18 protein-coding genes are annotated in these 26,528 nt (G+C 73.2%); 6 read left to right on the plus strand and 12 right to left on the minus strand.

Translation table 11 applies throughout. The annotated features are described in order from the left end of the window. Positions 1–138: 138 nt before the first annotated feature. On the plus strand, positions 139–318 hold the full coding sequence (locus ACSDG8_RS07950; protein WP_210895964.1) for a hypothetical protein: 180 nt from the start codon (positions 139–141) through the stop codon (positions 316–318). A 45-nt stretch (positions 319–363) separates the two neighbouring features. On the opposite strand, the gene ACSDG8_RS07955 is transcribed toward ACSDG8_RS07950, so the two are convergent. The 10 genes from ACSDG8_RS07955 to ACSDG8_RS08000 all read right to left on the minus strand — a co-directional run bounded on the left by ACSDG8_RS07955 (position 364) and on the right by ACSDG8_RS08000 (position 11,701). Continuing rightward, positions 364–1,017: a hypothetical protein gene (locus tag ACSDG8_RS07955; RefSeq protein ID WP_030499579.1), complete on the minus strand. Its 654-nt coding sequence runs from the start codon at positions 1,015–1,017 to the stop codon at positions 364–366. A gap of 63 nt (positions 1,018–1,080) precedes the next feature. Beyond that, positions 1,081–1,983: a homocysteine S-methyltransferase family protein gene (locus ACSDG8_RS07960; protein WP_210895966.1), complete on the minus strand. Its 903-nt coding sequence runs from the start codon at positions 1,981–1,983 to the stop codon at positions 1,081–1,083. A gap of 38 nt (positions 1,984–2,021) precedes the next feature. Beyond that, a complete protein-coding gene (locus ACSDG8_RS07965) occupies positions 2,022–3,161 on the minus strand; it encodes a trans-sulfuration enzyme family protein (protein ID WP_210895968.1) in 1,140 nt (379 codons plus the stop codon). Between the two features lie 22 nt (positions 3,162–3,183). Further along, complete coding sequence (locus ACSDG8_RS07970; protein ID WP_210895970.1) at positions 3,184–4,461, minus strand: aminotransferase class V-fold PLP-dependent enzyme; 1,278 nt, start codon at positions 4,459–4,461, stop codon at positions 3,184–3,186. A 247-nt stretch (positions 4,462–4,708) separates the two neighbouring features. Beyond that, positions 4,709–5,413, minus strand: a complete 705-nt coding sequence (locus ACSDG8_RS07975; protein ID WP_210895972.1) for a winged helix-turn-helix transcriptional regulator — start codon at positions 5,411–5,413, stop codon at positions 4,709–4,711. A gap of 92 nt (positions 5,414–5,505) precedes the next feature. Next, the gene (locus tag ACSDG8_RS07980) at positions 5,506–6,792 is read right to left on the minus strand and encodes an ABC1 kinase family protein (RefSeq protein ID WP_210895974.1); all 1,287 of its coding nucleotides are present in this window, start codon (positions 6,790–6,792) and stop codon (positions 5,506–5,508) included. A gap of 5 nt (positions 6,793–6,797) precedes the next feature. Further along, positions 6,798–7,439, minus strand: coding sequence for a hypothetical protein (locus ACSDG8_RS07985; RefSeq protein ID WP_210895976.1), 642 nt, complete (start codon positions 7,437–7,439; stop codon positions 6,798–6,800). Then, positions 7,439–8,335, minus strand: a complete 897-nt coding sequence (locus ACSDG8_RS07990; protein ID WP_210895977.1) for a 50S ribosomal protein L11 methyltransferase — start codon at positions 8,333–8,335, stop codon at positions 7,439–7,441. The genes ACSDG8_RS07985 and ACSDG8_RS07990 overlap by 1 nt, the downstream gene beginning before the upstream one ends. 128 nt (positions 8,336–8,463) lie before the next feature. Next, positions 8,464–9,663 carry a DUF6004 family protein gene (locus tag ACSDG8_RS07995; RefSeq protein WP_210895979.1) on the minus strand — a complete coding sequence of 400 codons (1,200 nt, stop codon included), beginning with the start codon at positions 9,661–9,663 and terminating at the stop codon, positions 8,464–8,466. Positions 9,664–9,868: 205 nt separating this feature from the next. Beyond that, positions 9,869–11,701 carry a BTAD domain-containing putative transcriptional regulator gene (locus ACSDG8_RS08000; protein ID WP_247678928.1) on the minus strand — a complete coding sequence of 611 codons (1,833 nt, stop codon included), beginning with the start codon at positions 11,699–11,701 and terminating at the stop codon, positions 9,869–9,871. Positions 11,702–12,142: 441 nt separating this feature from the next. On the opposite strand from ACSDG8_RS08000, the gene ACSDG8_RS08005 reads away from it, so the two are divergent. Beyond that, positions 12,143–14,626, plus strand: a complete 2,484-nt coding sequence (locus tag ACSDG8_RS08005; RefSeq protein ID WP_210895983.1) for an ATP-dependent Clp protease ATP-binding subunit — start codon at positions 12,143–12,145, stop codon at positions 14,624–14,626. On the opposite strand, the gene add is transcribed toward ACSDG8_RS08005, so the two are convergent. After that, complete coding sequence (add, locus tag ACSDG8_RS08010) at positions 14,617–15,606, minus strand: adenosine deaminase (RefSeq protein WP_210895985.1); 990 nt, start codon at positions 15,604–15,606, stop codon at positions 14,617–14,619. The two genes, ACSDG8_RS08005 and add, sit on opposite strands and share 10 nt — an antisense overlap. Beyond that, entirely contained in the window at positions 15,606–16,406 is an 801-nt protein-coding gene (locus ACSDG8_RS08015) for a helix-turn-helix domain-containing protein (RefSeq protein ID WP_247678929.1), read from the minus strand. The genes add and ACSDG8_RS08015 overlap by 1 nt, the downstream gene beginning before the upstream one ends. Before the next feature lie 415 nt (positions 16,407–16,821). Here ACSDG8_RS08015 and ACSDG8_RS08020 point away from each other — a divergent pair, with 415 nt between their 5' ends. The 4 genes from ACSDG8_RS08020 to ACSDG8_RS08035 are packed head-to-tail and all read left to right on the plus strand — an operon-like array spanning position 16,822 to position 26,528. Then, positions 16,822–17,793: a DUF1702 family protein gene (locus ACSDG8_RS08020; RefSeq protein WP_210895989.1), complete on the plus strand. Its 972-nt coding sequence runs from the start codon at positions 16,822–16,824 to the stop codon at positions 17,791–17,793. A 4-nt stretch (positions 17,794–17,797) separates the two neighbouring features. Next, positions 17,798–19,750 carry a CRTAC1 family protein gene (locus ACSDG8_RS08025; RefSeq protein WP_210895991.1) on the plus strand — a complete coding sequence of 651 codons (1,953 nt, stop codon included), beginning with the start codon at positions 17,798–17,800 and terminating at the stop codon, positions 19,748–19,750. Continuing rightward, entirely contained in the window at positions 19,747–20,718 is a 972-nt protein-coding gene (locus ACSDG8_RS08030; RefSeq protein ID WP_247678930.1) for an enediyne biosynthesis protein, read from the plus strand. The genes ACSDG8_RS08025 and ACSDG8_RS08030 overlap by 4 nt, the downstream gene beginning before the upstream one ends. A 32-nt stretch (positions 20,719–20,750) precedes the next feature. Next, positions 20,751–26,528, plus strand: a complete 5,778-nt coding sequence (locus ACSDG8_RS08035; protein WP_210895993.1) for a type I polyketide synthase — start codon at positions 20,751–20,753, stop codon at positions 26,526–26,528.

Consider the following 26,528-nt stretch of genomic DNA (forward strand, 5'->3'; position numbering starts at 1 on the left):
GGCGTCCCTCCTGTCAGGAGCTGGCACCCGCCAGCGAATTTACCATATGATTCTCAAGTAAATAGCGGTCCCGCTGCCCGCCCCGTCCGACCGCGCCGGGCTCTCCGGCGCATCACCACCGCAGAGCAGGGAGAAGCGATGAACGCGTGCCACACCGGCGGCTGGCCGGACACCGAAGCGCCACAGCGGACCGACCGGGCCACCGCATCCGGCTGCTCCTGCGGCTGCGCCGGCCACTGCCGGCCGCCATCGGCGAACGCCCGCGGCGACCGCGACCGCCGGCAGGACCAGTTCGACGCGCGCGACCGGGTGCCCTGACGCCGGTGCGGGTGGGGGCGGCCGGGACCGCCCCCACCCGGCCGGTCAGCCGCCGAGCACGTCCGGCAGCCGGACCGCCTTGAACCGCCGGTCGGCGAAGTCGCAGTACCAGACCAGCTCGCCGTCCCAGGCCAGCCCGGTCGGATGCCCCGGCAGCCGCACCGTGGCGACCAGCCGGCCCGACTCCGCGTCCACCGCGTGCAGCAGGCCGTCCTCGAACTCGGCGTAGAGCACATGCCCCTCGGCGTACGTGAGGCCCGAGGGCGACCCCACGACCGGGTGTTCCCGCTGCACCGTCATGGTCTCGAAGTCCCGCAGCTGGATCACCGCGGGCGCGCGCAGGCAGAGCCACACCCCCTCCGGCCCGGTCTCCATGCCGGTGACCCGGCCGTTGGAGGGCCGCACCGGCTTCGAGCCGACGGTCTGGCCGGTGGCCGGGTCGATCAGCAGGATCCGCTTCGGCCGGCCGCCGATCTGGCACAGCTTTCCGTCGGCGTACCCCAGGTCGGCCCGCACGTCCGGGTACGCGAAGGACCGACGCACCGCGCCGTCCGCCGGGTCGATCGCGAAGATCCGCGCGGCGTCCTGATCGGAGTGCCAGAGCCAGGTGCCGTCCCAGGTCAGGCCGCACATGTAACCGGCCGGGCCGGGCAGGCTGCGCACCACCTCGACCGGTGGTGCGATCGTCGAGCCGCTCACCGTCTCGTTCTCCCTTCGTTGGCTGACCCGGCCCGCGCCGGGCCGGCGGACCTGCGGGCGACGTCAGTCGACGGCCGCCACCGGGGCGTTGCGCCGGGCCGCCAGCGCGGCGATGTGCTCCGGCGACGCGCCGCAGCACCCGCCGGCCACGGCGAGCCGGTACTCCACCGCCCAGCGGGCGACCAGGTCGCCGAACTCCGCCGGGTCGAGCAGCGGTCGCGGCCCGGGCGCGCCGTCGCGGCGGTCCTCCAGGTTCGGGTACGCGCCGATCGGGCCGTCGTCGGCGTCGCGCAGCGCCCGCAGGCACCGCTCGGTCGCCTCCGGCCCGGTGCAGTTGACCAGCACCACCTCGGCCCCGGCGGCGCGTACCGCGCGGGCGGCGTCCACCAGGGAGTCGCCGGACAGCAGCCGGCCCCGCTCGTCACAGACGAAGCCGGCCCAGGCCCGGGCGCCCACCTCGCGTACCTGCTCCACCGCGATGCGCGCCTCGCGCGCGGTGTTCATGGTCTCCACCAGCACCAGCTCCACCCCGGCCCGGACCAGCTCCACCGCCAGCCAGCGGTGCTCCTCGCGCAGCTCGTCGTCGGCCGGCACCAGGTCCGGCCGGTAGCAGTCCTCCACCGGGGCCATCGAGGCGGCGATCCGGGTGCCGGGCGCGCCGGCCGCGTTGCGGGCGGCGAGCGCGACGCCGACGGCCGCGTGCACCATCCAGCCGAGGCCGGCGTCCTCCAGCCCGGCGCGGCGCAGCGCCCGCAGGTTGCAGCGCAGCGTGTTCGCGGTGAGCACCTGCGCCCCGGCGGTCAGGAACCGCTCGTGGACGTCGCGCAGCACGCGCCGCCGGCTGTCCGCCAGCAGCGCCGCGGTGCCCCACCACGGGGCCTGGTAGGGCAGCCCGGCGCGCTGCAACTCGGTGGCGAGTCCTCCGTCGAGCACCACCGGGGCGCCGCCGGTCGTGAATGCGGACATGTCTCCTCCTTCGCGGGGCGGTATTGCCGGTCAGCGGGTCAGGCGCCGTCGCGCAGCGCGGTGACCAGGTCCTCGACCAGGTCGGCCGGGTCCTCGATGCCGGGTGAGATCCGGATCAGCCGGTCGGTCAGCCCGAGACGCCGGCGTACCTCGGGCGGCACCGGGCGGTGGGTCATCAGCGCCGGGCACTCGATCAGGGAACGGACGCCGCCGAGGCTGACCGCGGCGGTGAACAGGCGTACCCGGTCGAGCAGCTTGGCCGGGTCGCCGCGGTACTCGAAGGCGGCGAGCGCGCCGGGCGCGGTCATCTGCCGGGCCGCCACCGCGTGCTGCGGATGCGTGGGCAGCCCCGGATAGCTGACCCGGGCCACGCTCGGCTCGGCCAGCAGCGCCGACACCACCGCGCGGGTGTTCTCCACCTGCCGGGCGGTGCGCAGCGACAGCGTCTTCAGGCCCCGGTGGGTGAGGTAGCAGTCGAAGCCGCCGGGGGCGTTGCCGGCCACCGTGCGGTACGCCAGGAACCGCCGGTGCAGCTCCTCGTCCTGGTAGACGAGCGCGCCGCCGAGCACGTCGAGATGACCGGCGACGGACTTGGTGGTGCTGTAGAGCGTGACGTCCGCGCCGTGCGCGAGCGGTCGTTGCAGCACCGGCCCGGCGAGCGTGTTGTCCACCACGACCAGGGCGCCGTGCCGGTGCGCGAGGTCGGACACCGCGGCGATGTCGGCGACCTTGAGCAGCGGGTTGGTGGGCGTCTCCAGCCACACCACGGCCAGCTCCGGACCGCATTCGGACAGCGCGCGGTCCCGCTCGGCCGGGTCGGCGAAATCCACCTGCCGGACCGTGACGCCGCGTTGCGCGGCGGCGGCGAGCAGCTGGTGGGTGCCGCCGTACACGTCGTCGGAGGCGAGCACCAGCCGGCCCGGCGGCACCACCGACAGCGCCGTGGTCGCGGCCGCCTGCCCGCTGGTGTAGACGGTCGCGTGCCGGGCGTCCTCCAACGCCGCGAGACATTCCTCCAGCGCCTCCCGGTTGGGCTGCTCACCCCGGGCGTAGAAGTAGCGCGGCGGGTCCTGGGCGGTGCGGTCGTAGGTGGTGCTGAGGTGGATCGGCGGCACCACGTCGCCGGTGCCGGGCACGGGTTGCTGGCCGACGTGCACCAGCCGGGTGTCGAACCTCATGACGCTCCCTTCCGGGCGCTGCTCAGAGGAACCGGACGTCGGGGTGGTCGGTGGTCCAGGGCCCCGGTCGTACGCCGGCGAGCAGCTCGCCGACTAGGTCGATCTCGGTGGTGGTGTTGTAGACGCCGAAGGAGAGCCGGACCGTGCCGAGCAGCCCCAGCTCGTCGAGGAAGGTGCTGGCGCAGTGCACGCCGCAGCGCACCGCCACGCCGTGCCGGTCCAGGTGCGCCCCGACGTCGTACGGGTGGATGCCCTCGACCACGAACGAGACGATCCCGCTCGGGTCGGCGGCCGGGTCGCCGACGATCCGCACCCGGTCGACGGCGGTGAGCACGTCCACGGCGTGCCGGACCAGCGCCCGGTCGTGCCGGCGGATCGCGTCCCAGCCCAGGTCGCGCAGGTAGTCCAGGGCGGCGGCCAGCCCGACGGCGCCGGCCACGTGCGGGGTGCCGGCCTCCCACCGGGCCGGACCGTCCAGGTAGCGGACCGGCTGGTCGGCCGCGACGCCCTTCACGGTGCCGCCGCCCACCTGGTACGGCGGCAGCCCGGCGAGTTGTTCCCGGCGGCCGTGCAGCACGCCGACGCCCATCGGGCCGTACGCCTTGTGCCCGGAGAAGCAGTAGAAGTCGGCGTCGAGGTCGCGCACGTCGACCGGGCGGTGCGGTACCGCCTGGGCGCCGTCGACCAGCACGAGCGCGCCGGCCCGGCGGGCGGCGGCGGTCATCTCCCGTACCGGGTTGACGGTGCCGAGCACGTTCGAGACGTGGCTGACCGCCACCAGCGCGGTGTCCGGGCCGAGCGCGGCGGCGAACCGGTCGGCGTCGACCCGCCCGTCGGGTCCGGCGGGGACCACTGTCAACGTGGCGCCCGTACTGTCGCAGAGCCGGCGCCAGGGCAGCAGGTTGCTGTTGTGCTCCATGCCGGTCACCACGACCCGCCGGCCCGGCCCGGCCACCCGCCGCCCGGCGGTGTCCGCGACGAGGTTGACGGCGGCGGTGGTGCCGGCGGTGAAGAGCACCTCCTCCGCCTGCGCCGCGCCGATCGCCCGCGCGACGCTCTCGCGGGCCTGCTCGTAGCGCTCGGTGGACTCCAGGCCGAGCCGGTGATAGCCGCGCCCGACGTTGCTGTTCGCCCCGGTGTAGTAGTCGGTCATCGCGTCCAGCACGACGCGGGGCTTCTGCGTGGTGGCGGCGTTGTCCAGGTAGGCGACGAGGTCGCCGGCCCGGCGCAGCAGCAGGGGGAAGTCGTCCCGTACCGCCCTGGGCAGCGCCTCCGGATCGTGTCGCACCGTGTCCGTCATGCCGGCTCCTGTCGCTTGACGGCCGGTCGTCGGTGCCGGCGCACGCGCCGCGCGGGGTCGCCCCCGACGCGCACGGACGCCGTCAGGCGCTCGGGCGACGAAAGGGCGGACCGGTCGTCCCCGTGGGACCACAGTGCTCGGGAGGTGCCACACGGGCGCGGCGTGCCGGACGACGACGGGCCCCGACGAACGCCGAGGCTAGTTCAGAATAATATAGTGATCCGGTCCCGTCACCCCCTGGCGCGGGTCAGTGACCGGAGGCCGCCTGAGTGGCGGGCGCAGCGCCGGCGTCCAGGCCGAGCAGCTCGCAGCAGCGCAGCACGGCGTCGATGTCGCCCTCCAGCTTGAGCTGCCCGCCGACCATCGCCATCAGCGGCGTGACCCGACCGGCGCCGATGCGGACGAACGTGGCCGCGTCGGTGGTCGCCACCATCGCCGGGTCGTCCGCCGGCCCCTTCGCCACGCGCGGCACCCCGCCGGCCACGTCGATGCGGAAGACCTCGTCGTCGACCTGGAACTGGTAGCTCTCGTCGATCGGGGAGATCTTGTCCCACTGGAACATCGCCTCCACGGCGAGGAAACCCCAGTGCGGGCGGACCGTGTCCTCGGCGCTCAGGTCACCGACGAACTCCAGGCCCCAGTGCGCGAGCCCGAGCACCATCGGCCGCAGCGCCTGCCCGGTCGGGGTCAGCTCGTAGGAGAGCCGGCCGCCGGTGCCGTGCACGTCGACCTGCCGCAGCACGCCCGAGTCGACCAGGAACTTGAGCCGGTCGGCGAGCAGGTTCGTGCCGATGCCGGGCAGGTCCGCGAGCAGCTCGCTGTAGCGCCGGGGGCCCATCAGCAGCTCACGGATGATCAGCAGCGTCCAGCGTTCACCCAGCACGTCGAGCGCGGACGCGAGCCCGCAGTACTGGTGGTAGGAGCGCTTGCCGGCGAGGCCAGTCTGTGCCATTGCGCTATCGTATATTTTAGTCGGCTGTTTGCGCAGGTGGGGCCGCCCGGTCGAAGCGACCGGCCAGGCCCGGCCGACCGTTCGGACGGTGCTCAGGCGGCGGCCCGGCGGCCGAAGAGCCCGCGCATCAGCACCGGCTTGGCCAGCTCCTGGAAGTCGAGGTCGGGGTCGAGCTCGCGTACCGTCCCCTCGATCACCAGCAGCGAGAGCAGCGGGAAGATGAGTTCCGGCGCGGCGTGCACGCCGTAGCGGCGTTGCAGGTCGAACATCTCCGCGGCGAACGCGATCAGGCTGAACTCGCGGGCCGGCAGCCCGTGGCTGCGCTCCACCAGGTCGGCCATCTTCACCAGGAACGTCTCCACGTCGGCGTCCGGCCGCAGGCCGGTGCCGCTGCGCACCACGATCTCGGCGCAGTACCGGCCGCGCCCGATCGACATGTTCATGAAGAACTCGGCGAAGAGCCGGCGCAGCTCCTCGGTGAGCTGCACGCTGAACCCGGCGTCGAGCACCACCACCTGGGCGCCCCGGGTGAAGTAGAGGTTGCCCGGGTGCATGTCGCAGTGGACGAATCCGTCCACGAAGAGCATGTGGTAGATCGCCGTCATCGCGGAGGCGGCGAACCGCTTGCGCACGGCCGCCGACATCGACCGCGCCACGTCCACGTCGAGGTCGGGCATGAACTCCATGACCAGGCAGCGCGGCCGGCAGGCGTCGTCGCGTACCGCGGGCACCCGGACCCGGGGCACCACGGCGAGGTTCTCCTTGAGCCGGCGCAGGTTCTCCGCCTCCCGGGCGAAGTCGAGCTGGCCGAACACCGCGCCGCACATGTTCTCCACCACCTCCCGCACCGGCACGCCGCGCAGCATCGGCAGCCGCGCCATCACCCGGGCGCCGCGCCGCATCAGCGCGAGGTCGAGAGCCATCGTCGACTCGATGCCGGGACGGCGCAGCTTGAGCGCCACCTCGGCGCCGTCGGGCATCCGGCCGCGGTAGACGCAGGCCACGCTGCCGCTGGCCACCGGCGTCGGGTCGATCTCCGCGAACTCCGCGGGCGTCTCGCTGCCGTACGCCTCGGCGAGCGCCCGGCTGGTCTGCGCGGGGGTCATCGGGTCGACCCGGTCCTGGAGCACCGACAGCTCGTCGCAGAGCGCCGCCGGCAGCACGTCACGCCGGGTGCCGAGCACCTGCCCGGCCTTGACGAAGGTGGGGCCGAGCCGCATCAGCAGCGTGGTGACGCGGCGGTACAGCAGCCGACGGGCCGCCGCCCGGTCACCTCGGGCCGCCCTGACCAGGGCCGACGGCAGCGCCGGCAGCAGGTGGACGGCGCCGACCGCGCCGATCCGGGTGGAGCGGGCCAGCAGAGCGCGCGTGGTCACCATGGACGTCAACCCTTCGTGATGCCCGGCACCTCGATCGCCCGGAGTTGCAGGGTGGTGAAGTCGCAGTACCAGATGCGGCGGCCGTCCCAGGTGATGCCGGTCGGGTTGCCCGCGACCGAGTAGGAGGCCACCTCCCGGCGGGCCGCCACGTCGTACAGGTTGATGGTGGCCGCGTCGTGGTCGGAGTAGACGAGGTAGCTGTCGGAGACGGTCACGCCGGCGATCGGGTGCCGGACCGGGAACGTGTCGATCAGCCCGAAGCCGTCCGGGTCGCGCAGGTCGACCTGGCGCAGGTCCTCGTAGCCGAGCCAGAGCCCGTGCCGGGTGGCCTCCAGCCCGCACAGCACGTTGCCGGGGCGCGGGTTGCCGAACTCGCCGAGCAGCTCACCGTCCTCGGGTTCGACCAGCCGCAGCACGCGGTCGTCGCCGGCCACCTGCAGCAGCCGCCCGCCGATCGTGGTCAGGTCGGTGCGGACGCCGGGGCAGTCGAGCCGGCGGACCACCTTGCCGCTGATCGGGTCCAGCGAGGCGATCTGGCTGGAGACCGCCTCGGAGAACCAGAGGCACTCCGCGGCCCAGGTCAGGCCGCAGAGCTTGAGAGCGCCACGGACGGGAATGTCGCGGACGGTACCCACCGCGAAGGGCATCAGGACCTCCTCTGCCGGGACAGGCCGCACTCCAGGCGCCAGTCGGTCACGGCGCGGACGTCGCGCCGGGCCGGGCGGCGCAGGGCGACGGACAGCTCGTCACCCTCGGCCACGTCGGTGTGCCGCAGCGGCCACACCCAGACCGCCCAGTTGCAACCGGGGTACGACGGAAAGTTCGACAGCGTGACGTCGTCGGTGAAGTCGGCGGTGAAGAAGCCGAGCACGGCGTGCAGCCGTCCCGGCGTGGTGACCGGCAGCCGCTGCCGCAGCGTCTGCCGGGACGGTGACCGGCCGTCGAGCGCCTGGTCGAGCACCACTGTGGGCTCGGTCAGCAGCCTCGGCGGACGCTGGAAGAAGTGCAGCTGGGCCGCCGGGGCCACCAGCTCCTGCACCGGGTCGAGCCGGTAGCCGAAGAAGTCGGCGCCCCACAGCCCCCAGCCCTCGTCGGCGAACTCGGCAGCGGCCAGCCAGGTCCGCAGCCGCCGGGGCACCACCCGGCCACCGGGGCGCAGGTGGCGGCGGGCGATCACGTGCAGCACCTCGGCCATCTCCTCCTCCGGGCCGAGGTTGCCCATCATCTCGGAGACCAGCACGTCCGCCTTGCGGGGCAGCCGCACCGTGCGGGCGTCACCCGTGACCAGGGTGAGCCGTCCCTTGAGGTCGTTGGCCTCGATGATGCGAGCCGCCGCCGCGGCGGTGGCCGGGTCGGCCTCGATCGCGTACACGTGCTCGGCGCCGTGCCGCAGCGCCAGCAGGGAGAGCGCGAGCAGCCCCGCGCCCACGTCCACCACCACGTCGCCGGGTGTGACGGCCTCCTCCAGCGCCCGGTCGTACGCCCGCAGCCGGGGCGCGTCGCCGAGCATCATCTGGTGCATGAGCAGCAGCCGCTGGTCCACGCGGTACCCCCTGAGCGCGCGTCCCTCCCGACCGCCGTAGCAGCCGGGAGGGACATCGTGACGGTACGTTGCTATTGGTTTTACTAGTAGAACCTCTGGCCGGCAGGCCCGTCAAGCGGACCCGTCGGTCAGGCGTTCACCGCGGCGTGCTCGCCGACCAGCGCGTCCCGCATCACCAGGTTGACGCCGGTGAGGCGGGCCTTCGGCTGCTCGTCCACGGTGACCAGTGCGGTGTCCGAGCCGTCCAGCTTGAGCTCGGTGCCCGTGGCCTCCATGCCGCGCATCTTGCCGTTGACGTGCACGGAGTTGGCGGCGTAGAGCGTCTCGTGCGGCGTGACCAGCTCGAACTCGGCGTCGATGTGCAGGTCGCCGGGGAACTTGAGCCGGCTGAGGCTGTCCTCGTTGCCCTCGCCCAGCGTGCCGCCGGAGACCCGCGGCCAGCTCGCCCGCAGCATGACCCGGCCACCCAGCTCCGGGCTGTGCCCGACGACCGCGACGCGGGCCAGCTGGGCGAGCACGCCCGGACCCTCGTCGTGCTTGTCCGGGCCGAAGAGCAGCACCTCGGCGCCGGCCGCCTTGCGGTAGTCCCCGGCCAGGTCGATCCGCACCGTCTTGCCGTTGACCTCGACCTCGATCTGCCCCTCCAGCGAGGTCTGCATGATCATGGACGGGTCCACCAGCATGGACATGCACGGGCCGGCGCTGGGCGCGAAGAACAGGTTCGGCGTGATGCCGACCGGCTGGTTCTCGTCGTTGGCCGGGTACCACGCCTCCGGCAGCGTGGTGCCCTTGACGACGTTCGGCGCGGCCATCACGTCGAAGGGACCGTCACCGCGCGGCTTGCCCAGGTAGGGGCCGGTCAGCGGCTTCTTGAACGGCGGGACGCTGTCGACCACGCCGTAGATGTCGATGACGTTGCGGTGGGCGAGCCGCAGCGTGCTCGACTCCAGGATGCCGAAGCGGCGGATGTAGAACTCGGCCGGGAAGTTCTTGCCCGGCACGATCTGCCGCACGTGCCCGCTGTTGGGCAGGAACGGGTTGGACAGCACCTGGATGCGGTCGTCCAACTCGTAGCTGAACCCCTTGATGCCCACCTCGGGCGCGCTGATCAGCTCGGTGGCGAACTGCGCGTAGCCGTTCTCGTCGACCTTGTGCTCGAAGCCCGGCATGGGCCACTTGTTGAGCTGCACGAAGCCGGACAGGTTGATCGTCTCGCGGCGGCCCGAGTAGTAGTCCTCGCCGAAGACCACGGTTGCCGCGGCGAGGATGTGCGGGCGGATCGGCTTGGGTTCGAGGTTCAGGGACTCGTAGGTCTCTCTGGTGCTCAAGCCAGACACCTCCAATGTCTGTCGGCAGGGGTCAGCGGCGGTCTGAGGGCCGCTGGTGGACCGGACCTGACCGGTCCCGCCGAACCTCAAGCTATGTGTTTTTAAAGCGTGCTGTCAATGCCTGAGGCATCGTCAGGTGTCACGACCCCCGGAACACGACGGCCCGCTCCCCCGGCGGGGAGCGGGCCGTCGTGGCGGTCGCGGGTCAGTCCGGCACGGCCGCCACACCGGCCGGCAGCAACGGCCGGGACAGCGACAGGGGCAGGTCGGCGGCGGGACTCGTCACCGTCTCCGGGGTGCCCGTCTCCAGCGCCAACCGGCGCAGCAGGCCGAGCATCCGATACCGCCCGCCGGTCGTCCCGACCGGCATCACCAGGGACTTGTCCACCAGGGCGGCGAGCACCACCCGCACGTCGGTGGGGCCGGACGGATGGGGCCGCCAGAACCGCTGGGCGGCCGCCAGGTCGAACACGCCGGGCAGCAGCGCGACGCGCTGAAAGAGACAACGTTCGACGACGTCGAGGCGCTGGACGCTGCGGTCGAGCATCGCCCGCAGCGACGTGTGGCGCGACTCCGGTCCGGCGGCCGGCGGGCGCAGTCCGTCCAGCGGTCCCTCCAGCTTGCGCAGCACCCCGTCCAGACTGTCGGTGGACAGGCACGCCGCCGCCATCTCCAGGGCGAGCGGCAGGCCGTCGAGCCGGCGGCAGATCTCCACCGCGATCTCCGCGTCCCGCCGGTCGAGGCGGAACCCGGGGCGGGCCTGGGCCGCCCGTTCCGCGAGGAGGGCGACAGCCGGATTGGACAGGACCGACGGCCAGCCGCCCGGCTGCGGCACCGGGAGCGGATGCAGGCGCTGGACCCGCTCGTACGGCAGCCCGAGCGGCTGGCGCGAGCCGGTCAGCACCACCACGTCCGGGCACGCCAGCAACAACCGGTCGGCGACCACCGCGCACGCGTCGACCAGGTGCTCGGCGTTGTCCAGCACCACGAGCGTCGGCTGGTCGCGCAGCAGTTCGACCGGATCCTCGGCGCCGTTGCCGCCGAGCATCCGGGCCAGCCGGCGCTCCAACTGCCGCCGGTCACTGAGGTCGAGCGTGTCCACAGTCAGGACCCCGCCGGTGAAGACGCGGGCGGCCTGGTGGGCGGCGCGCAGGGTCACCGCCGACTTGCCGCAGCCGGGCGCGCCGGTGACAGTCACCGCGCGGTCCTTCGCCAGCAGGGCCGCCAGCTCGGCGATGTCGCCGGCCCGCCAGTGCAGCGGCCCGGAGATCGGTCCGCAGCCCGGCCTGCGCCGCGCGGCCGGAACCGCCGGCGCCGGCCGGGGCACCGGTGGGCGGCCGGCCGGACGCACCAGCGCCCGGTGCACCGCCCGCAGCTCCTCCCCCGGGTCGACGCCCAGTTCGGTCCGGAGCCGCTCGGTGATGTCGGCGTACCGGTGCAGGGCCACGGTCCGCTGCCCGCTGCTGCCCAGCACTGCCAGGTAGTCGGCCTGGATCGCCTCGTGCAGGGGTTCCAGCCGGGCCAGCCGGGTGGCGGTGTCGAGCACCGCCGCGGCCCGTCCCAGCCGCAGCCCCAGACCGACGTAGCTGTGCGAGGTCGCCACCCAGGCCGCGCCGAGGGCCTCCACCTCGATGTTGTCGTGCAGCAGCGAGCGCAGCTCACCGAGGGTCGGGCTGCGCCACAGGTCCAGCGCCTTCCCGAGCAGGTGGAACGCCTCCTCCCGGCAGCCCTCACCGATCCGCTTCTCGGCCTCGGCGGCGTACCGCCGGAACCGGGCGACGTCCGTCTCGACGGTCTCGGCGCGCAGCGAGTACCCGGAGACGGTCGAGGCGATGACCCGTACCCGGCGCCGTGGTGGATGCTCCGGTTCGAGGACCTGGCGCAGCCGGGCCACGTACGTGTGCACGAGCGACCGGGCGCTCGGCGGGACCACGCCGCCCCAGACCGCCTCCTCCACCTCGCTCACCGGGACGCTGTCGCCGAGGCGTAGCGCCAGCAGGGAGAGGATCGCCCGCTGTTTGGCGGGGCCGGGCTCCAATGGATGCCCTTTCCGCCGCACGTGCAGCGGACCCAACAGGTCGACTCGGTAACAGGCGCGAGTCTCCGTCATCTATCCCCCCAGGCTCAGCGTGAGCCCGAGACTGACACATCCGGTTACCATGCTGCCACACTCAGCTATTACACAGGAAACCCAGCAGGCCGGGTCACCGACCCGCCTGAGCAGCGTGATCACCGCCCGGGACGTGCATAAAGGCCGCCGGGCAGGGCACCGGCAGCCGAGAGTTGTTTTTCATATGGCGAATCTATTGATGGAAGTTGCGGTCTGTGCCGGGTTGCCGGATCCAGCCCTGATGAAGGCGCACGCCGTAAGGGCTGCCGCCCATCAGCATGGCCGCGCCGCTCACCCGCGATGGACAGAATGCTATATGAAATCTTAGTATTCCTATGGCCGGATGACTCAGGTGAGGAGCACGAGGGCATGTTCGAGCGGTTCACCGACCGAGCGCGACGGGTTGTCGTCCTGGCCCAGGAAGAGGCCCGGATGCTCAACCACAACTACATCGGTACGGAACACATCCTGTTGGGTTTGATCCATGAGGGTGAGGGTGTCGCGGCGAAGGCTCTGGAGAGCCTGGGCATCTCCCTGGAGGGTGTGCGTCAGCAGGTCGAGGAGATCATCGGCCAGGGTCAGCAGGCGCCGAGCGGGCATATTCCGTTCACGCCGCGGGCGAAGAAGGTGCTGGAGCTGTCGCTGCGTGAGGCGTTGCAGCTGGGGCACAACTACATCGGCACCGAGCACATCCTGCTGGGTCTGATCCGCGAGGGTGAGGGCGTCGCCGCCCAGGTCCTGGTGAAGCTGGGCGCCGACCTGAACCGGGTGCGTCAGCAGGTGATTCAGCTGCTGTCGGGGTATCAGGGCAAGGAGCCGGCCGCGGCGGGTGCCGCCCCGGGTGAGGCCGCGCCGTCGACCAGCCTGGTGCTGGACCAGTTCGGCCGTAACCTGACCCAGGCCGCCCGGGAGGGCAAGCTCGACCCGGTGATCGGGCGCGAGAAGGAGATCGAGCGGGTCATGCAGGTGCTGTCCCGCCGCACGAAGAACAACCCGGTGCTGATCGGTGAGCCCGGCGTCGGCAAGACCGCCGTCGTGGAGGGGCTGTCGCAGAAGATCATCAAGGGTGAGGTGCCGGAGACGCTGAAGGACAAGCAGCTCTACACCCTCGACCTCGGCGCCCTGGTCGCCGGTTCGCGGTATCGGGGTGACTTCGAGGAGCGCCTGAAGAAGGTGCTCAAGGAGATCCGCACCCGCGGCGACATCATCTTGTTCATCGACGAGATCCACACCCTTGTGGGTGCGGGCGCGGCCGAGGGCGCGATCGACGCGGCGAGCATTTTGAAGCCGATGCTGGCCCGTGGTGAGCTGCAGACCATCGGCGCCACCACGCTGGATGAGTACCGCAAGCATTTGGAGAAGGACGCCGCGTTGGAGCGTCGTTTCCAGCCGATCCAGGTCGGTGAGCCGTCCCTGGCCCACACGATTGAGATTTTGAAGGGTCTGCGGGACCGCTACGAGGCGCACCACCGGGTGTCGATCACCGACGCCGCGCTGGTCGCCGCCGCCACCTTGGCGGATCGGTACATCTCGGATCGGTTCCTGCCGGACAAGGCGATCGACCTGATCGACGAGGCCGGCGCGCGGATGCGGATCCGTCGGATGACCGCGCCGCCGGACCTGCGGGACTTCGACGAGCGCATCGCTCAGGTGCGTCGGGACAAGGAGTCCGCGATCGACGCGCAGGACTTCGAGCGGGCCGCGCAGCTGCGCGACACCGAGAAGCAGCTGCTGGGGCAGAAGGCGCAGCGGGAGAAGGAGTGGAAGGCCGGCGACCTGGACGTCGTCAGTGAGGTTGACGACGAGCAGATCGCCGAGGTCCTCGGTAACTGGACCGGTATCCCGGTCTACAAGCTGACCGAGGAGGAGACCTCGCGGCTGCTGCGCATGGAAGACGAGCTGCACAAGCGCGTCATCGGCCAGGAAGACGCCGTCAAGGCGGTCTCCAAGGCGATCCGGCGTACCCGGGCAGGGTTGAAGGACCCGAAGCGGCCGTCGGGTTCGTTCATCTTCGCCGGCCCGTCCGGTGTCGGTAAGACCGAGCTGTCCAAGGCCCTCGCCGAGTTCCTCTTCGGCTCCGAGGACGCGCTGATCCAGCTCGACATGTCGGAGTTCCACGACCGGTACACCGTGTCCCGGCTCGTCGGTGCGCCTCCCGGCTACGTCGGGTATGACGAGGGTGGGCAGCTGACGGAGAAGGTGCGTCGCCGGCCGTTCTCCGTGGTGCTGTTCGACGAGATCGAGAAGGCCCACCCGGACGTGTTCAACACGCTCCTGCAGATCCTGGAAGACGGCCGTCTCACCGACGGTCAAGGCCGGATCGTGGACTTCAAGAACACCGTCATCATCCTGACCACCAACCTCGGCACCCGCGACGTCGCCAAGGCCGTCTCCCTCGGGTTCCAGGCCTCGGAGGACTCCGAGTCGAACTACGACCGGATGAAGCAGAAAGTCAACGACGAACTCAAGCAGCACTTCCGGCCCGAGTTCCTCAACCGCATCGACGACACCATCGTCTTCCACCAGCTGCGCGAGTCCGAGATCCTCTCCATCGTCGACATCATGATCCAGCGCATCGAAGGCCAGCTGCGCAACAAGGACATGGGCCTCGAACTGACCGACAACGCCAAGAAGTACCTCGCGAAGAAGGGCTTCGACCCGGTGCTCGGCGCGCGGCCGCTGCGTCGCACGATCCAACGCGACATCGAGGACAACCTGTCCGAGCGGATCCTGTTCAACGAACTGACCCCCGGCCAGATCGTCGTCGTCGACTGCGAAGGCGACCCCGACAACACCGACACGTCCACGCTCGTCTTCCGGGCCGGCAAGCCCGTGCCGACGAGTCAGCCGTAGGCCCGCCGGCCCACCGCCACCAGATGATCACGCGTCGCGTCGTCGCAGAGCGCCCCGGCCACCCCGGCGGCGTACGCCCGCTCGGGCCCGAGCCCGAGACGCGCCGCCAGCTCGTGCTCACGACCCAGATCGGTGCCGAACATCGCCGGATCGTCGGTGCCGACCGAGCAACGCAGACCAGCCGCGACGAGGCGGGGCAACGGATGCGTGGCCTCGGACTCCACCACCCGGGTCCGCAGGTTCGACGTGGGGCACACGTCCAGCACCACACCCCGGTCCCGCAGCTCGGCGAGCAGATCGTCGTCCTCGGCGGCCCGGATGCCGTGCCGGATCCGGGCCGGAGCCAGCTCCAGCAACTCGCGCACCGAATCCGGACCGCCCGCCTCGCCGCCGTGCGGGACGAAGGCCAGACCGCCGTCACGGGCGATCGCCACCGCCCGGGCGAACGCCTTCGCCGGCGCGGCCAGCTCCGGCCCGCCCAGACCGAACCCGACCACGCCCCGCTCCCGGTACCGCACCGCCTGACGGGCGCACTCCTCCGCGTCCGCCGGCGCCAGCTCGCGATCCACGTCGGGCGTCAGCAACACCCGTACGCCGTGCCGCTCGTACGCCTCGGCCGCGCCGTCGGCGTACCCCTCGAAGATGTCCGTCCAGCAGACGCCCCGGCGCACCCGCTCGGCCGGCGAGAAGATGCCCTCCAGGTAGACCGCGCCGTGCGCGGCCGCCTCGGCGGCGTACGCCACCACGATGCGCCGGAAGTCGTCGGCCGTCCGCAGGCAGTTCGTGGTGAGCACCCAGGTCCGGACGAAGTGGGCGAAGTCGGTGAACTCGTAGAGCGGACGCAGACCCTCGACCGTCTCCGCGGGCAGCCGCTCCCCGTTGCGCCGGGCGATGACCAGCAGTGTCTCCGGCCGTACCGTCCCCTCGAAGTGGACGTGCAGCTCGATCTTCGGAGACGGCCCGGCCCACGACGCGGGCATCAGGCGGTACGAAGCGCGCGCCGCTCGGCCGTCACCGGCGCCCGCCCCCGCCAGCCGGCCTGCGACACGCCCAGCAGCCAGCGCAGCGGCGTAGCCGACAACAACGGCGGATCGGTGACCCGAACCTGCCGCACCGGCACCGTGAGCGTCGGCCGCGCGGCGGGCCGGGCGTCGCCCGCCACGGCCGGTACCCGCAGGTCCGCGTCGCCGATCAGGAAGCTGTCCGGCGCGCCGTCGACGAGCGCCGAGGTGGCGTCCCGGTCCGGGCGCAGCAGCAGGACGCGGGCGCGGTGCTCCCCCGGCGGCACGGTGGCGGGCAGCGCGGCCGGCAGTGGACGCGGCGCGGCCGTCCACCATTCGTTGCGCCCCCCGTCGTGCGGCGCCACGGCGGCGAGCAGCAGCCCCGGCAGGTCCACGGTGTCGAGGTGCATCAGCGCCCGGGGCCCCTGGCCGGCGACGATCGCGCGGCCCCGGATCACCGGCAGCAGCGCCGCCACCGACACGCCCGCCAACTGCCGGGCGAGCTGGCGGAACCGCTCCGGGGGCAGGCTCACCCAGCGCCGGAACTGGGTGGTGAACGTGCCGACGCTGGAGTACCCGACCTGGGCGCTGATCGCCGTGACGGTGAGCGAGGAACGCAGCAGCAGCCGTCGCGCCTCGGCCATCCGCAGGGCCGCCAGGAAACGTGCCGGTGTCATCGAGGTTGCCTGCTTGAACACGCGATGAAAATAGAAGGGGCTGAACGGGGCCAGGCGCGCCAGCGTTTCCAGCGGCAGCGGCCTGTCGAGTTCTCTTTTCATGTGCTCAATCACCCGGACAATGGCGGCCAGCCGGCCGTCATGTTCCTTGCAGTCGGCACCTGAAAACTGCCCCATGGCCCCTCCATCGCTACGCGGAAACCGTGACCAATAGTGCTGTGCGGCTCTTGAACGGGTCTTGATTGGGCGCGCGACGGCAGCTCCGGGGCCCTCGGAGGCTGTCGATACGCCCTGGCCGGGCCGGGTCCCGCAACCAGCCGCCCGGCCTGCGCGCACCCGACCTCACCGGTCGGCCGGACCGGCGCCGCCGACCGCCGGAGGCAACACAGCAACCTGCGAGAAGACAGTCGCCGAGGCGTTCCGTAAGTATTGGCCAGAGCGGGCACGCCAATCGAAAGAACTTCTCTGCAGGCGAGCAGGATCCGCATGCGTACACCCACGGCGAATTGGACTTGCCATGGCCCGAATATTGTTGGCACTGCGACAACGAATCCTGACGCCGGATAAGCGCGAGGCGTTGTTTGACGTACGCGGCTTCCATGTCAAGAACGACGCCGCGCGGCAGGCCCTGGAAAGTGCCGGGCAGAGTTTCATCGGCGGTTTCGGTGACGCCGCCGGGGCGCCCTCGCCCCGGGCCGCCGAGGAACTGCTGGAACGCCGGCCGGCGCCGCTGCGCGGCTTCGCCTACGAGGGCGCCGCGATGGCGTACGCCCTGATGGACGGTCTTCGCCCCGGCGGCGGCCGGGGCATGGCGCGGTTCCTGGCCGGGCGCGGCGCCGCGCACGTCTACATGGCACACGTGGGCGCCGGCTGGGCCATGGCCCGGCTGCCCCGCTGGCGCTGGCCCGCGATCCTTCCGCCCGACCCGCTGCTGCGCTGGCTCGCCCTCGACGGCTACGGCTTCCACCAGGCCTACTTCCACACCGGCCGGTACGTCCACGAACGGCACCGCGACCCGGCGCACATCTGGCCGGCGGATCTGCGGCACTACGCGCCGCACGCGGTGGACCAGGGCATCGGCCGGGCGCTGTGGTTCGTCGCCGGCGCCGACCCGGCCGAACTGGTCCGGCTGCTCCACAGGTTCCCCGCCGACCGGCACTCCGACCTGTGGAGCGGGGTCGGCCTGGCCGCCAGCTACGCCGGCGGGGCCGATCTGGCGGAACTGCGAACGCTCCGCGAGGCGGCCGGCGAGCACCGCGCAGCGCTCGGCCAGGGCGGCGCGTTCGCCGCCAAGGCCCGGATGCGCGCCGGGCACGTGCCCACGCACACCGCGGTCGCGGTCGGCGCGCTCTGCGTCCTCAGCGCCGAGCAAGCAGCCGCGATCACCGATGCCGCACTGACCGATCTGACCGACTCGGCGTCGCTGCCCGCCTTCGCGGTGTGGCGTCAGCGGATCGCCGACCATCTCGTTCTGCTGGGGAGGTGCTGACCGGGTGTCCATGATCCTGGGTTGGGGCCGACGTCATCTCGCCGGGCTGACCGCCCTGCTGCTGATCGTCGTCCTGTTCCTGATCGCCAAGCCGGCCACTGCTACCGACGACGAACGGCGACGGGTGGCCGGGGGCTACCGGTTCACGCCGTTGTCCATCGCGATCCCGGGTGGCCTGCCGCAGCAGAGCATCCGCCGGGTCAACAAGGAGTACACGCACATCGACGCGTGGATCTCCTCGGTGGGCGCCGGGGTCGCCATGAACGACATCGACGGCGACGGCCTGGCCAACGACCTCTGCGTCACCGACGTGCGGATCGACCGGGTGGTGGTCACGCCGACGCCCGGGGCGCGCCAGGAACGGTACGAGCCGTTCGTGCTCGATCCGGCGCCGCTGCCGATGGGGCCGCACATGGCACCGATGGGGTGCGCGCCCGGCGACTTCAACGAGGACGGCCGTACCGACCTGCTGGTCTACTGGTGGGGCCGGACGCCGGTGATCTTCCTGGCCCGCCCGGACGCCACCGGCCTGTCCGCGGCGGCGTTCCAGCCGGTCGAGCTGGTCCCCCGGCCCGCCGCCGCCGACGGCGGATACACCGGGCCGCGGTGGAACACCAACACGGTGAGCGTGGCGGACTTCGACGGCGACGGTCACGAGGACGTCTACATCGGCAACTACTTCCCCGACGGGCCGGTGCTCGACCACACGGTCAGCGGCGGCGTGGCGATGAACCGGTCCATGTCGGCCGCGTACAACGGCGGGCGCGACCACGTGCTGCGCTGGACCGGCGCGACCGCCGGCGCCGTCACCTTCGTCGACGTGCCGGACCTCTTCGACGACGACGTCTCCCGTGGCTGGTCACTCGCGTCGACCGCCACCGACCTCGACGGGGACCTGCTGCCCGAGCTGTACGTGGCGAACGACTTCGGCCCCGACCGGCTGCTGCACAACCGCTCCACGCCGGGCCGGGTGCGGCTGGCCCTCGTCGAGGGCGAGGGCAGCCGGCTGACAGTGCCCAAGTCGAAGATCCTCGGGCACGACTCCTTCAAGGGCATGGGCGTGGACGTCGGCGACCTGGACGGCGACGGCCTCTACGACATGTACGTCGGCAACATCACCACCTCGTTCGGCATCCAGGAGAGCAACTTCGCCTTCGTCAACCAGGCCCGGGACACCGACGACCTGCGGCAGCGGCTCGCCGACGGCCGGGCGCCGTTCGTCGACCGCAGCGCCCCGCTCAACCTCGCCTGGAGCGGCTGGAGCTGGGACGTCAAGATCGCCGACCTGACCAACCGCGGCCGGCCCGACATCGTGCAGACCAGCGGTTTCGTCAAGGGCGAGGTGAACCGGTGGGCGCAGCTTCAGGAGCTGGCCACCGCCAACGACACGCTGCTGGAGCACACCTCGTCGTGGCCACGGGTCCGCGAGGGCGACGACATCGCCGGCGGCCAGCCGCTGCGCCTGCACGCCCAGATGCCCGGCGGCGGCTACGCCGACATCGCCGGCCACCTCGGCCTCGCCGTGCCGATCCCGACCCGGGGCATCGCGCTCGGCGACGCCGACGGCGACGGCCGGCTGGACATGGCGGTGGCCCGGCAGTGGGACGCGCCGGTGTTCTACCGCAACGACAGCCCCGGCACCGGATCGCAGCTGACCCTGAAGCTGAACCGGCCGCCGGCCGGCGACGCCGCCACCGGCTCCCCGGTGATCGGCGCGGACGTCACAGTCCGCACCCCGGACGGCCGCGTGCTGCGCGGCCGGGTCGACGGCGGCAGCGGCCACTCCGGCCGGCGCAGCTTCGACGTGCACATCGGCCTCGGCGACGTCACCGGGCCGGTCCAGGTCGACCTGGCCTGGCGGGACCGCACCGGCGCGCCACGCGCGCAGACGCTGACGCTCGCCCCCGGCCGGCACGCGCTCACCCTCGGCACCCAGGCACAGGAGGCGAGTTCATGACGAAGCCACGCGACCCGCGAGTGACAGCGCTGCGCCGCTTCGCGATCTCGATCACCGTCCTCAACATCCTCGGCTACACGGTCCTCGGCTTCGAGCAGCCCGCGCTCTGGCCGGTGTACGCCGTGCTCACCGCGTACGCCGCCGAGCTGCTGCTGGAGGCGGTGGGCGCGCGGGGCGAGGGCCGCGCCCCCCGGTACGCCGGCGGCGTGCGCAACCTGGTCGAGTTCCTCTTCCCCGCGCACATCACCGCGCTGGCGGTGAACATGCTGCTCTACACCAACGACCGGCTGCTGGTGATGCTCTTCGGCGTGCTGGTGGCGATCAGCGGCAAGTGGCTGCTGCGGGCGCCGGTCAACGGCCGGCTGCGGCACTTCATGAACCCGTCGAACTTCGGCATCGCGATCGTGCTGCTGCTGTTCCCGTGGGTCTCCATCGCGCCGCCGTACCACTTCACCGAGAACCTCTCCGGTCCCGCCGACTGGGCGATCGTGGCGGTGATCCTCGTCCTGGGCACGATGCTCAACGCGAAGCTCACCCGCCGGATGTGGCTGATCGCCGGCTGGCTGTCGATCTTCGTGGTGCAGTCCGTGGTCCGCGGCCTGGTGCTGGACACGTCGATCGCGGCCGCGCTGGCCACCATGACCGGCACCGCGTTCGTCCTCTTCACCAACTACATGATCACCGACCCGGGCACCACACCGAGCCGGCCCGCCGCCCAGTTTGCGTTCGGCGGCGGCGTGGCCCTGGTGTACGGCGTGCTGACCGGCGCCTCGGTGACGTACGGGCTCTTCTTCGCCACCGCGATCGTCTGCCTGGTCCGCGGCGTCTACCTCTGGTCGCTGCACGCCTCGCGCCGCGAGCAGCGGCGCCGCGAGCAGGAGCGCCCGGCCCCGCCCGCAGCGCCCGGGACACCGGCCACCACCGGTCCCGTCTCCGCGGACAACGGCAAGCGGCCCGTGCCCGCCTGATCCGCGACTCGCACAACCCCAGGAGTGACGACATGAGCAGAATCGCGGTCGTCGGCATGAGCTGCCGCTACCCGGAAGCCGATTCGGTGGCCGACCTGTGGCGCAACGCCCTCAGCGGACGCCGCGCGTTCCGCCGGCTGCCGCCGGAGCGGATGAGCCTGGAGGACTACTGGGACGCCGATCCGGCCGCCCCGGACCGGTTCTACAACCGGCACGCGGCCGTCATCGAGGGGTACACGTTCGACCGGATCCGGCACCGGATCGCCGGCAGCACTTACCGCTCCACCGATCTCACCCACTGGCTGGCGCTGGACGTGGCCGGCGAGGCGCTCGCCGACGCCGGCTGGCCGGACGGCGCCGGGCTGCCCCGGGAACGCACCGCCGTGGTGGTCGGCAACACCCTCACCGGCGAGTTCTCCCGCGCCAACGTGCTGCGGCTGCGCTGGCCGTACGTGCGCCGGGTGCTGGCCGCCGGGCTGCGCGAACAGGGGTGGCCCGACCGGCGGATCGCGGAGTTCCTCGCGGTGACCGAGGAGCGGTACAAGAGCCCGTTCCCGCCGATCGACGAGGACACGCTCGCCGGTGGTCTCTCCAACACCATCGCCGGGCGGATCTGCAACCACTTCGACCTCGGCGGCGGCGGCTGGACGGTGGACGCCGCCTGCGCCTCCAGCCTGCTGTCGGTGGTCACCGCCGCGCGCGCCCTGGCCGTCGGCGAGGTCGACGTGGCGGTGGCGGGCGGGGTGGACCTGTCCATCGACCCGTTCGAGATGGTCGGCTTCGCCAAGGCCGGCGCGCTGGCCCGCGACGAGATGCGGGTCTACGACGAACGGTCGCAGGGCTTCTGGCCGGGCGAGGGCTGCGGCATGGTCGTGCTGATGCGCCACGACGACGCGGTGGCGCAGGGACGTGCCGTACACGCGACGATCGCCGGCTGGGGAGTCTCCTCCGACGGGCGCGGCGGGATGACCCGGCCCGAGGCGCAGGGCTACCGGCTGGCGCTGGACCGGGCGTACCAGCGGGCCGGCTTCGGCATCGGCACGGTCCCGCTCTTCGAGGGGCACGGCACCGGCACGGCAGTCGGCGACGCCACCGAGCTGCGCGCCCTCTCCGCCGCCCGGCGCGACGCCGGGGCCACCGACCCGGCCGCCATCGGCTCGATCAAGGCGCTCATCGGGCACACCAAGGCCGCCGCCGGGGTGGCCGGGCTGATCAAGGCGACCATGGCGCTGCGGCACGCGATCGTCCCGCCCACCGCCGGGTGCGCCCGTCCCCGCGCGGAGCTGACCGCCGCGGACCGTACGCTGCGCGCCGCGCCGGTGGCCGAGCCGTGGCCGGACGGTGCGCCGCTGCGCGCCGGGGTCACCGCGATGGGCTTCGGCGGGATCAACACACACCTGGTGCTGGAGGCCGGCCCGTCCGCCGTGCCGGAGCGCGTCCGGCGGCAGCAGCTGCGGCTGGCCCGGCACACCCAGGACGCCGAGCTGCTGCTGCTCGACGCCGCCGATCCGGCGGCGCTGCGGGAACGGGTGGCCGCGCTGCTGCCCCCGCTGGCCCGGCTGTCGTACGGCGAGCTGACCGACCTGGCCGGCGCCCTCGCCGGTGAGGTACGCGGCCGGCCGACGCGGCTGGCGGTGGTCGCCGCCTCCCCCGCCGAGGCGGTGGACCGGTTCGAGCGTGCCCTCGCGGCGCTCGACCGGGGCGAGGAGGAACTGTTCGCCGACGGGCTGGCGCTGCGGCGCACGCTGCGCCCGGCCCGGCTCGGGTTCCTCTTCCCCGGCCAGGGCTCCGGCCGCGGCGTCGACGGGGGCGCGCTGGCCCGGCGCTTCCCGGCCGCCGCCGAGGTGCACCGCCTGGCGGCGCTGCCGTCCGACGCGGACCCGGTGGCCACCGAGGTGGCCCAGCCGCGCATCGCCGCGGGCTCCCTGGCCGGACTGCGGGTGCTCACCGAACTGGGCGTCGAGGCACGGGTGGCCGTCGGGCACAGCCTCGGCGAGATCACCGCGCTGCACTGGGCCGGCACCGTCGACGCGGAGGCGCTGCTGCGGATCGCCGCGGCCCGCGGCGCCGTCATGGCCGGCTGCCGGGAACCGGGCACGATGGCCGGCATCGCCGCCGACGACACCGCCACCACCCGGCTGATCGGCACGGAACCGGTGGTGGTGGCCGGCTACAACGGGCCACGGCAGACGGTGGTCGCCGGCCCGTCCGACGCGGTCCGGCGGGTGTGCGAGCGGGCCACCGGGGCCGGTGTGCACTGGGCGGACCTGGCCGTCTCGCACGCGTTCCACTCCCCGCTGATGGCGTCGGCCGCCCGCGAGTTCGGCGACTGGCTGGAAGGGGTCCGGCTCGCTCCGCCGCGCCGGCCGGTGGTCTCCACTGTCACCGGCGCGGAGCTGACCTCCGGCACGGACCTGGCGGCGTTGCTGCGCCGGCAGATCACCGAGCCGGTGCGCTTCGCCGCCGCGGTCACCGAGGCCGGCAAGCGGGTGGACGCGCTGGTCGAGGTCGGTCCCGGCCAGGTGCTCGCCCGGATGGCCCGGGAACTGGTCGACGTGCCGGTGTTCGCCACCGGCACCGACGCGCCGACGATCGCCGGGTTCCTCGGCGCCGTCGGCGCGCTCTGGACGCTGGGCGTGCCCGTCGACCACGCCGCGCTGGTCAGTGACCGTCCGATCCGTCCGCTCGACCTGGCCGCGCGGCGGCGCTTCTTCGCCAACCCGTGCGAAGCCGCGCCGGCGGTGGTCGTGACGGCGGCGTCCCCGGCCGAGGGCGGGACCACAGCCGCGACAGGCGACGCCGAGCGACCCGCGAGGGGCGACGGGACGGCGCAGGCCGGGCCGGCCGCCGATCCGCTGGCCGTGCTGCGCCGGCTTGCCGCGTCCCGCGCGGAGCTGCCGGCCGAGAGCGTCGGCGCGGACACCCGGCTCCTCGACGGCCTGCACCTCAGCTCGATCGCGGTGGGACAGCTGGTCAACGAGGCCGCCCGGGAACTCGGCCTGCCGGCCGTGCAGGCGCCGACGAACTTCGCCACCGCCACGCTGCGGGAGATCGCCGACGCGCTGCGGGAGCTGGACCCGGCCGCCGCGCCCGCCGACCGTCGGGTGGACGGCGTCGCCCCGTGGGTGCGCGGCTTCACAGTCGAGCTGGCCGAGGAACCGGTGGAGCGGGTCGCCGCCGGTCCCACCGGACCAGGCGGCTGGCAGTTGTACGCGCCGGCCGGGCACCCGTACGCGGGGGCGCTGCGCGACGCGCTCGCCGGCGCGGGCGTCGGCAGCGGCGTGCTGCTCTGCCCGGACGACGAGGTGGACCTGGACCTCGCGCTGCACGCCGTCCAGGCCGCGGTGACCCAGCCGCCGGGCAGCCGCCTGGTGGTCGTCCAGCACGGCCGGGGCGTCGCCGGGCTGGCCCGTACCGCCCGGCTGGAGGGCACGGGCCTGCACGTGACGCTCGTCGAGGCGGCCCCCGCCGACGACCTGGTGGACCGGGTGGTGCGCGAGGTGGCGGCCACCGACGGGTACGCCGAGTGCCACCTCGGCCCGGACGGCCGGCGGCGGGTCCCCCTGCTGCGGCCGCTGCCGCCACCCGGCCCGGTACGCCAGGGTCCGGGCGGCCCGCCGCTGCTGCCGGACGACGTGCTGCTGGTGACCGGCGGCGGGAAGGGCATCACCGCCGAGTGCGCGCTCGCCCTGGCCCGGGACACCGGGGCGCGGCTGGCCCTGCTGGGGCGGGCCGACCCGGCCGCAGACCCGGAGCTGGCCGCGAACCTGGACCGGATGCGGGAGGCGGGGGTGTGCCTGCGGTACGTCCGCGCCGACGTCACCGACCCGGAGGCGGTACGCGCCGCGGTGGCGGAGGTACGCGAGCACCTGGGTCCGGTCGCCGGGGTCCTGCACGGCGCCGGGGTCAACCGGCCGGCCGCGCTCGGCGCGCTGGACCCGCAGACCCTGCGCGGCACGGTCGCGCCGAAGGTGGACGGCCTGGCGAACGTCCTCGCCGCGGTCGAGCCGGACGGGCTGCGGCTGCTGGTGACGTTCGGCAGCGTGATCGGGCGCGGCGGCCTGCCCGGGGAGGCGCACTACGCGCTGGCCAACGACTGGCTGGACCGGCTGACCGCCGAGGTGGGCCGGCGCTTTCCCGGATGCCGCGCGGTCTGTCTGGAGTGGTCGGTCTGGTCGGGCGTCGGCATGGGCGAACGGCTCTCCGCTGTCGAGTCGCTGCTGCGCGCCGGGATCACCCCGATCCCGCCGGACGAGGGCGTCCGCCTGCTGCGCCAGGTGCTGGCGCTGCCCCGGCTGCCCGCCTCGGTGGTGGTCACCGGCCGCACCGACGGGCTGGACACGCTGCGCCACGAGCGGCGCGAGCTGCCGCTGCTGCGCTTCCTGGAACGCCCGCTCGTGCAGTACGACGGCGTGGAGCTGGTGGTCGAGGCGGACCTGTCGGCCGAGAGCGACCCGTACCTCGCCGAGCACGACCTCGACGGCAACCTCCTGCTGCCCGCGGTGCTCGGCATGGAGGCGATGGCGCAGGTGGCCACCGCGCTCAGCGGCGCGACCGGCGTGCCGGTGCTGACCGGCGTCAGCTTCCCCCGGCCCGTGGTGGTGGCCCGCGGCGGGCGCACCACCGTGCGGATCGCGGCGGTGCAGGCCGAGGCGGGCGTGGTGGAGGTGGCGATCCGCAGCGACGAGACGGGCTTCGCTGTCGACCACTTCCGGGGCACCGTCCGCTTCGAGCCGGACGAGGGCGACCGGGAGGCGCCGGGCGTGACCGGCGGGCTGCCGCCGGTGCGGCTGGAGCCGGGCCGGGACCTCTACGGTGACCTGCTCTTCCAGGGCGACCGGTTCCGCCGGCTGGTGCGCTACCACCGGGTCGCGTCCCGGCGGGCCGAGGCAGACGTCGCCACCACCGAGGATCTGCGCTGGTTCCACGCGTTCCTGCCGCAGCGGCTGCTGCTCGGCGACGCGGGCGCGCGGGACGCCTTCCTGCACGGCATCCAGGTCTGCGTGCCGGACGCGACGCTGCTGCCGGTCGCCGTGGACCGGGTGGAGCCGGCCGGGCCGAAGCTCGCCGCCACCGAGCAGGTCCGCTTCGTGGCGGTCGAGCGGGAGCACCGCGACGACACCTACCGGTACGACGTGACGGTCCTCGGCGCGGCCGGCGTGGTGGTGGAACGGTGGCTGGGTCTGCGCCTGCGCGCGGTGCGGCACCGCCCGGCCGCCCTGCCGTGGCCGCCGGCGCTGCTCGGACCGGCGCTGGAGCGGCGGCTCGGCCGGCTGCTCGACGCCGACCTGGCGGTGGTGGTGGAGCCGCGTCCGGACGGGACCGGCGGGGCACGCCGGGAGGTCACCGCCACCGCCGTCGGGCGGGCCGTGGGACGGCCGGTACGGCTGCGGTACCGGCCGGACGGGCGGCCCGAGGAGGTCAACGGCCGGCACGTCTCCGCCGCCCACAGCGATGTCGCCAGCCTGCTGGTGGCCGGCGCCGGGCCGCTCGCCTGCGACCTGGAGGTGGTCCGGCCCCGGCCCGCCGAGGTCTGGGCCGACCTGCTCGGCCGGCACGCCGGGCTGGCCGGGCAGATCGCCGCCGACCTCGGCGAGGACGCCGACGTCGCCGCCACCCGGGTCTGGTGCGCCAAGGAGTGTCTGGTCAAGGCGGGGCTGCCGGTGGACGCCCCGCTGACGGTGTCCGGCGCCGAGGGCGAGTGGGTGCTGGTGCGCAGCGGCCGGGTCACCGTGGCCACCGGCCCGGTCCGTCTGACCGGCGAGCCACAGCCGGTGGTCGTCGCCGTCCTCACCGCGACGGGGGTGTGA

Source organism: Micromonospora sp. LA-10, assembly GCF_051853095.1.
Classification (GTDB): Bacteria; Actinomycetota; Actinomycetes; order Mycobacteriales; family Micromonosporaceae; genus Micromonospora; species Micromonospora echinospora_A.

What these genes read in the sequence shown, in the direction of transcription:
- add (WP_210895985.1), bottom strand. Translation starts at nt 15,606, where the DNA reads ATGCCCGCGTCGTGGGCCGGGCCGTCTCCGAAGATCGAGCTGCACGTC.
- ACSDG8_RS08015 (WP_247678929.1), bottom strand. Translation starts at nt 16,406, where the DNA reads ATGAAAAGAGAACTCGACAGGCCGCTGCCGCTGGAAACGCTGGCGCGC.
- ACSDG8_RS08020 (WP_210895989.1), top strand. Translation starts at nt 16,822, where the DNA reads ATGGCCCGAATATTGTTGGCACTGCGACAACGAATCCTGACGCCGGAT.
- ACSDG8_RS07985 (WP_210895976.1), bottom strand. Translation starts at nt 7,439, where the DNA reads ATGCCCTTCGCGGTGGGTACCGTCCGCGACATTCCCGTCCGTGGCGCT.
- ACSDG8_RS08035 (WP_210895993.1), top strand. Translation starts at nt 20,751, where the DNA reads ATGAGCAGAATCGCGGTCGTCGGCATGAGCTGCCGCTACCCGGAAGCC.
- ACSDG8_RS07965 (WP_210895968.1), bottom strand. Translation starts at nt 3,161, where the DNA reads ATGAGGTTCGACACCCGGCTGGTGCACGTCGGCCAGCAACCCGTGCCC.
- ACSDG8_RS07960 (WP_210895966.1), bottom strand. Translation starts at nt 1,983, where the DNA reads ATGTCCGCATTCACGACCGGCGGCGCCCCGGTGGTGCTCGACGGAGGA.
- ACSDG8_RS07980 (WP_210895974.1), bottom strand. Translation starts at nt 6,792, where the DNA reads ATGGTGACCACGCGCGCTCTGCTGGCCCGCTCCACCCGGATCGGCGCG.
- ACSDG8_RS08030 (WP_247678930.1), top strand. Translation starts at nt 19,747, where the DNA reads ATGACGAAGCCACGCGACCCGCGAGTGACAGCGCTGCGCCGCTTCGCG.
- ACSDG8_RS07950 (WP_210895964.1), top strand. Translation starts at nt 139, where the DNA reads ATGAACGCGTGCCACACCGGCGGCTGGCCGGACACCGAAGCGCCACAG.
- ACSDG8_RS08005 (WP_210895983.1), top strand. Translation starts at nt 12,143, where the DNA reads ATGTTCGAGCGGTTCACCGACCGAGCGCGACGGGTTGTCGTCCTGGCC.
- ACSDG8_RS07975 (WP_210895972.1), bottom strand. Translation starts at nt 5,413, where the DNA reads ATGGCACAGACTGGCCTCGCCGGCAAGCGCTCCTACCACCAGTACTGC.
- ACSDG8_RS07970 (WP_210895970.1), bottom strand. Translation starts at nt 4,461, where the DNA reads ATGACGGACACGGTGCGACACGATCCGGAGGCGCTGCCCAGGGCGGTA.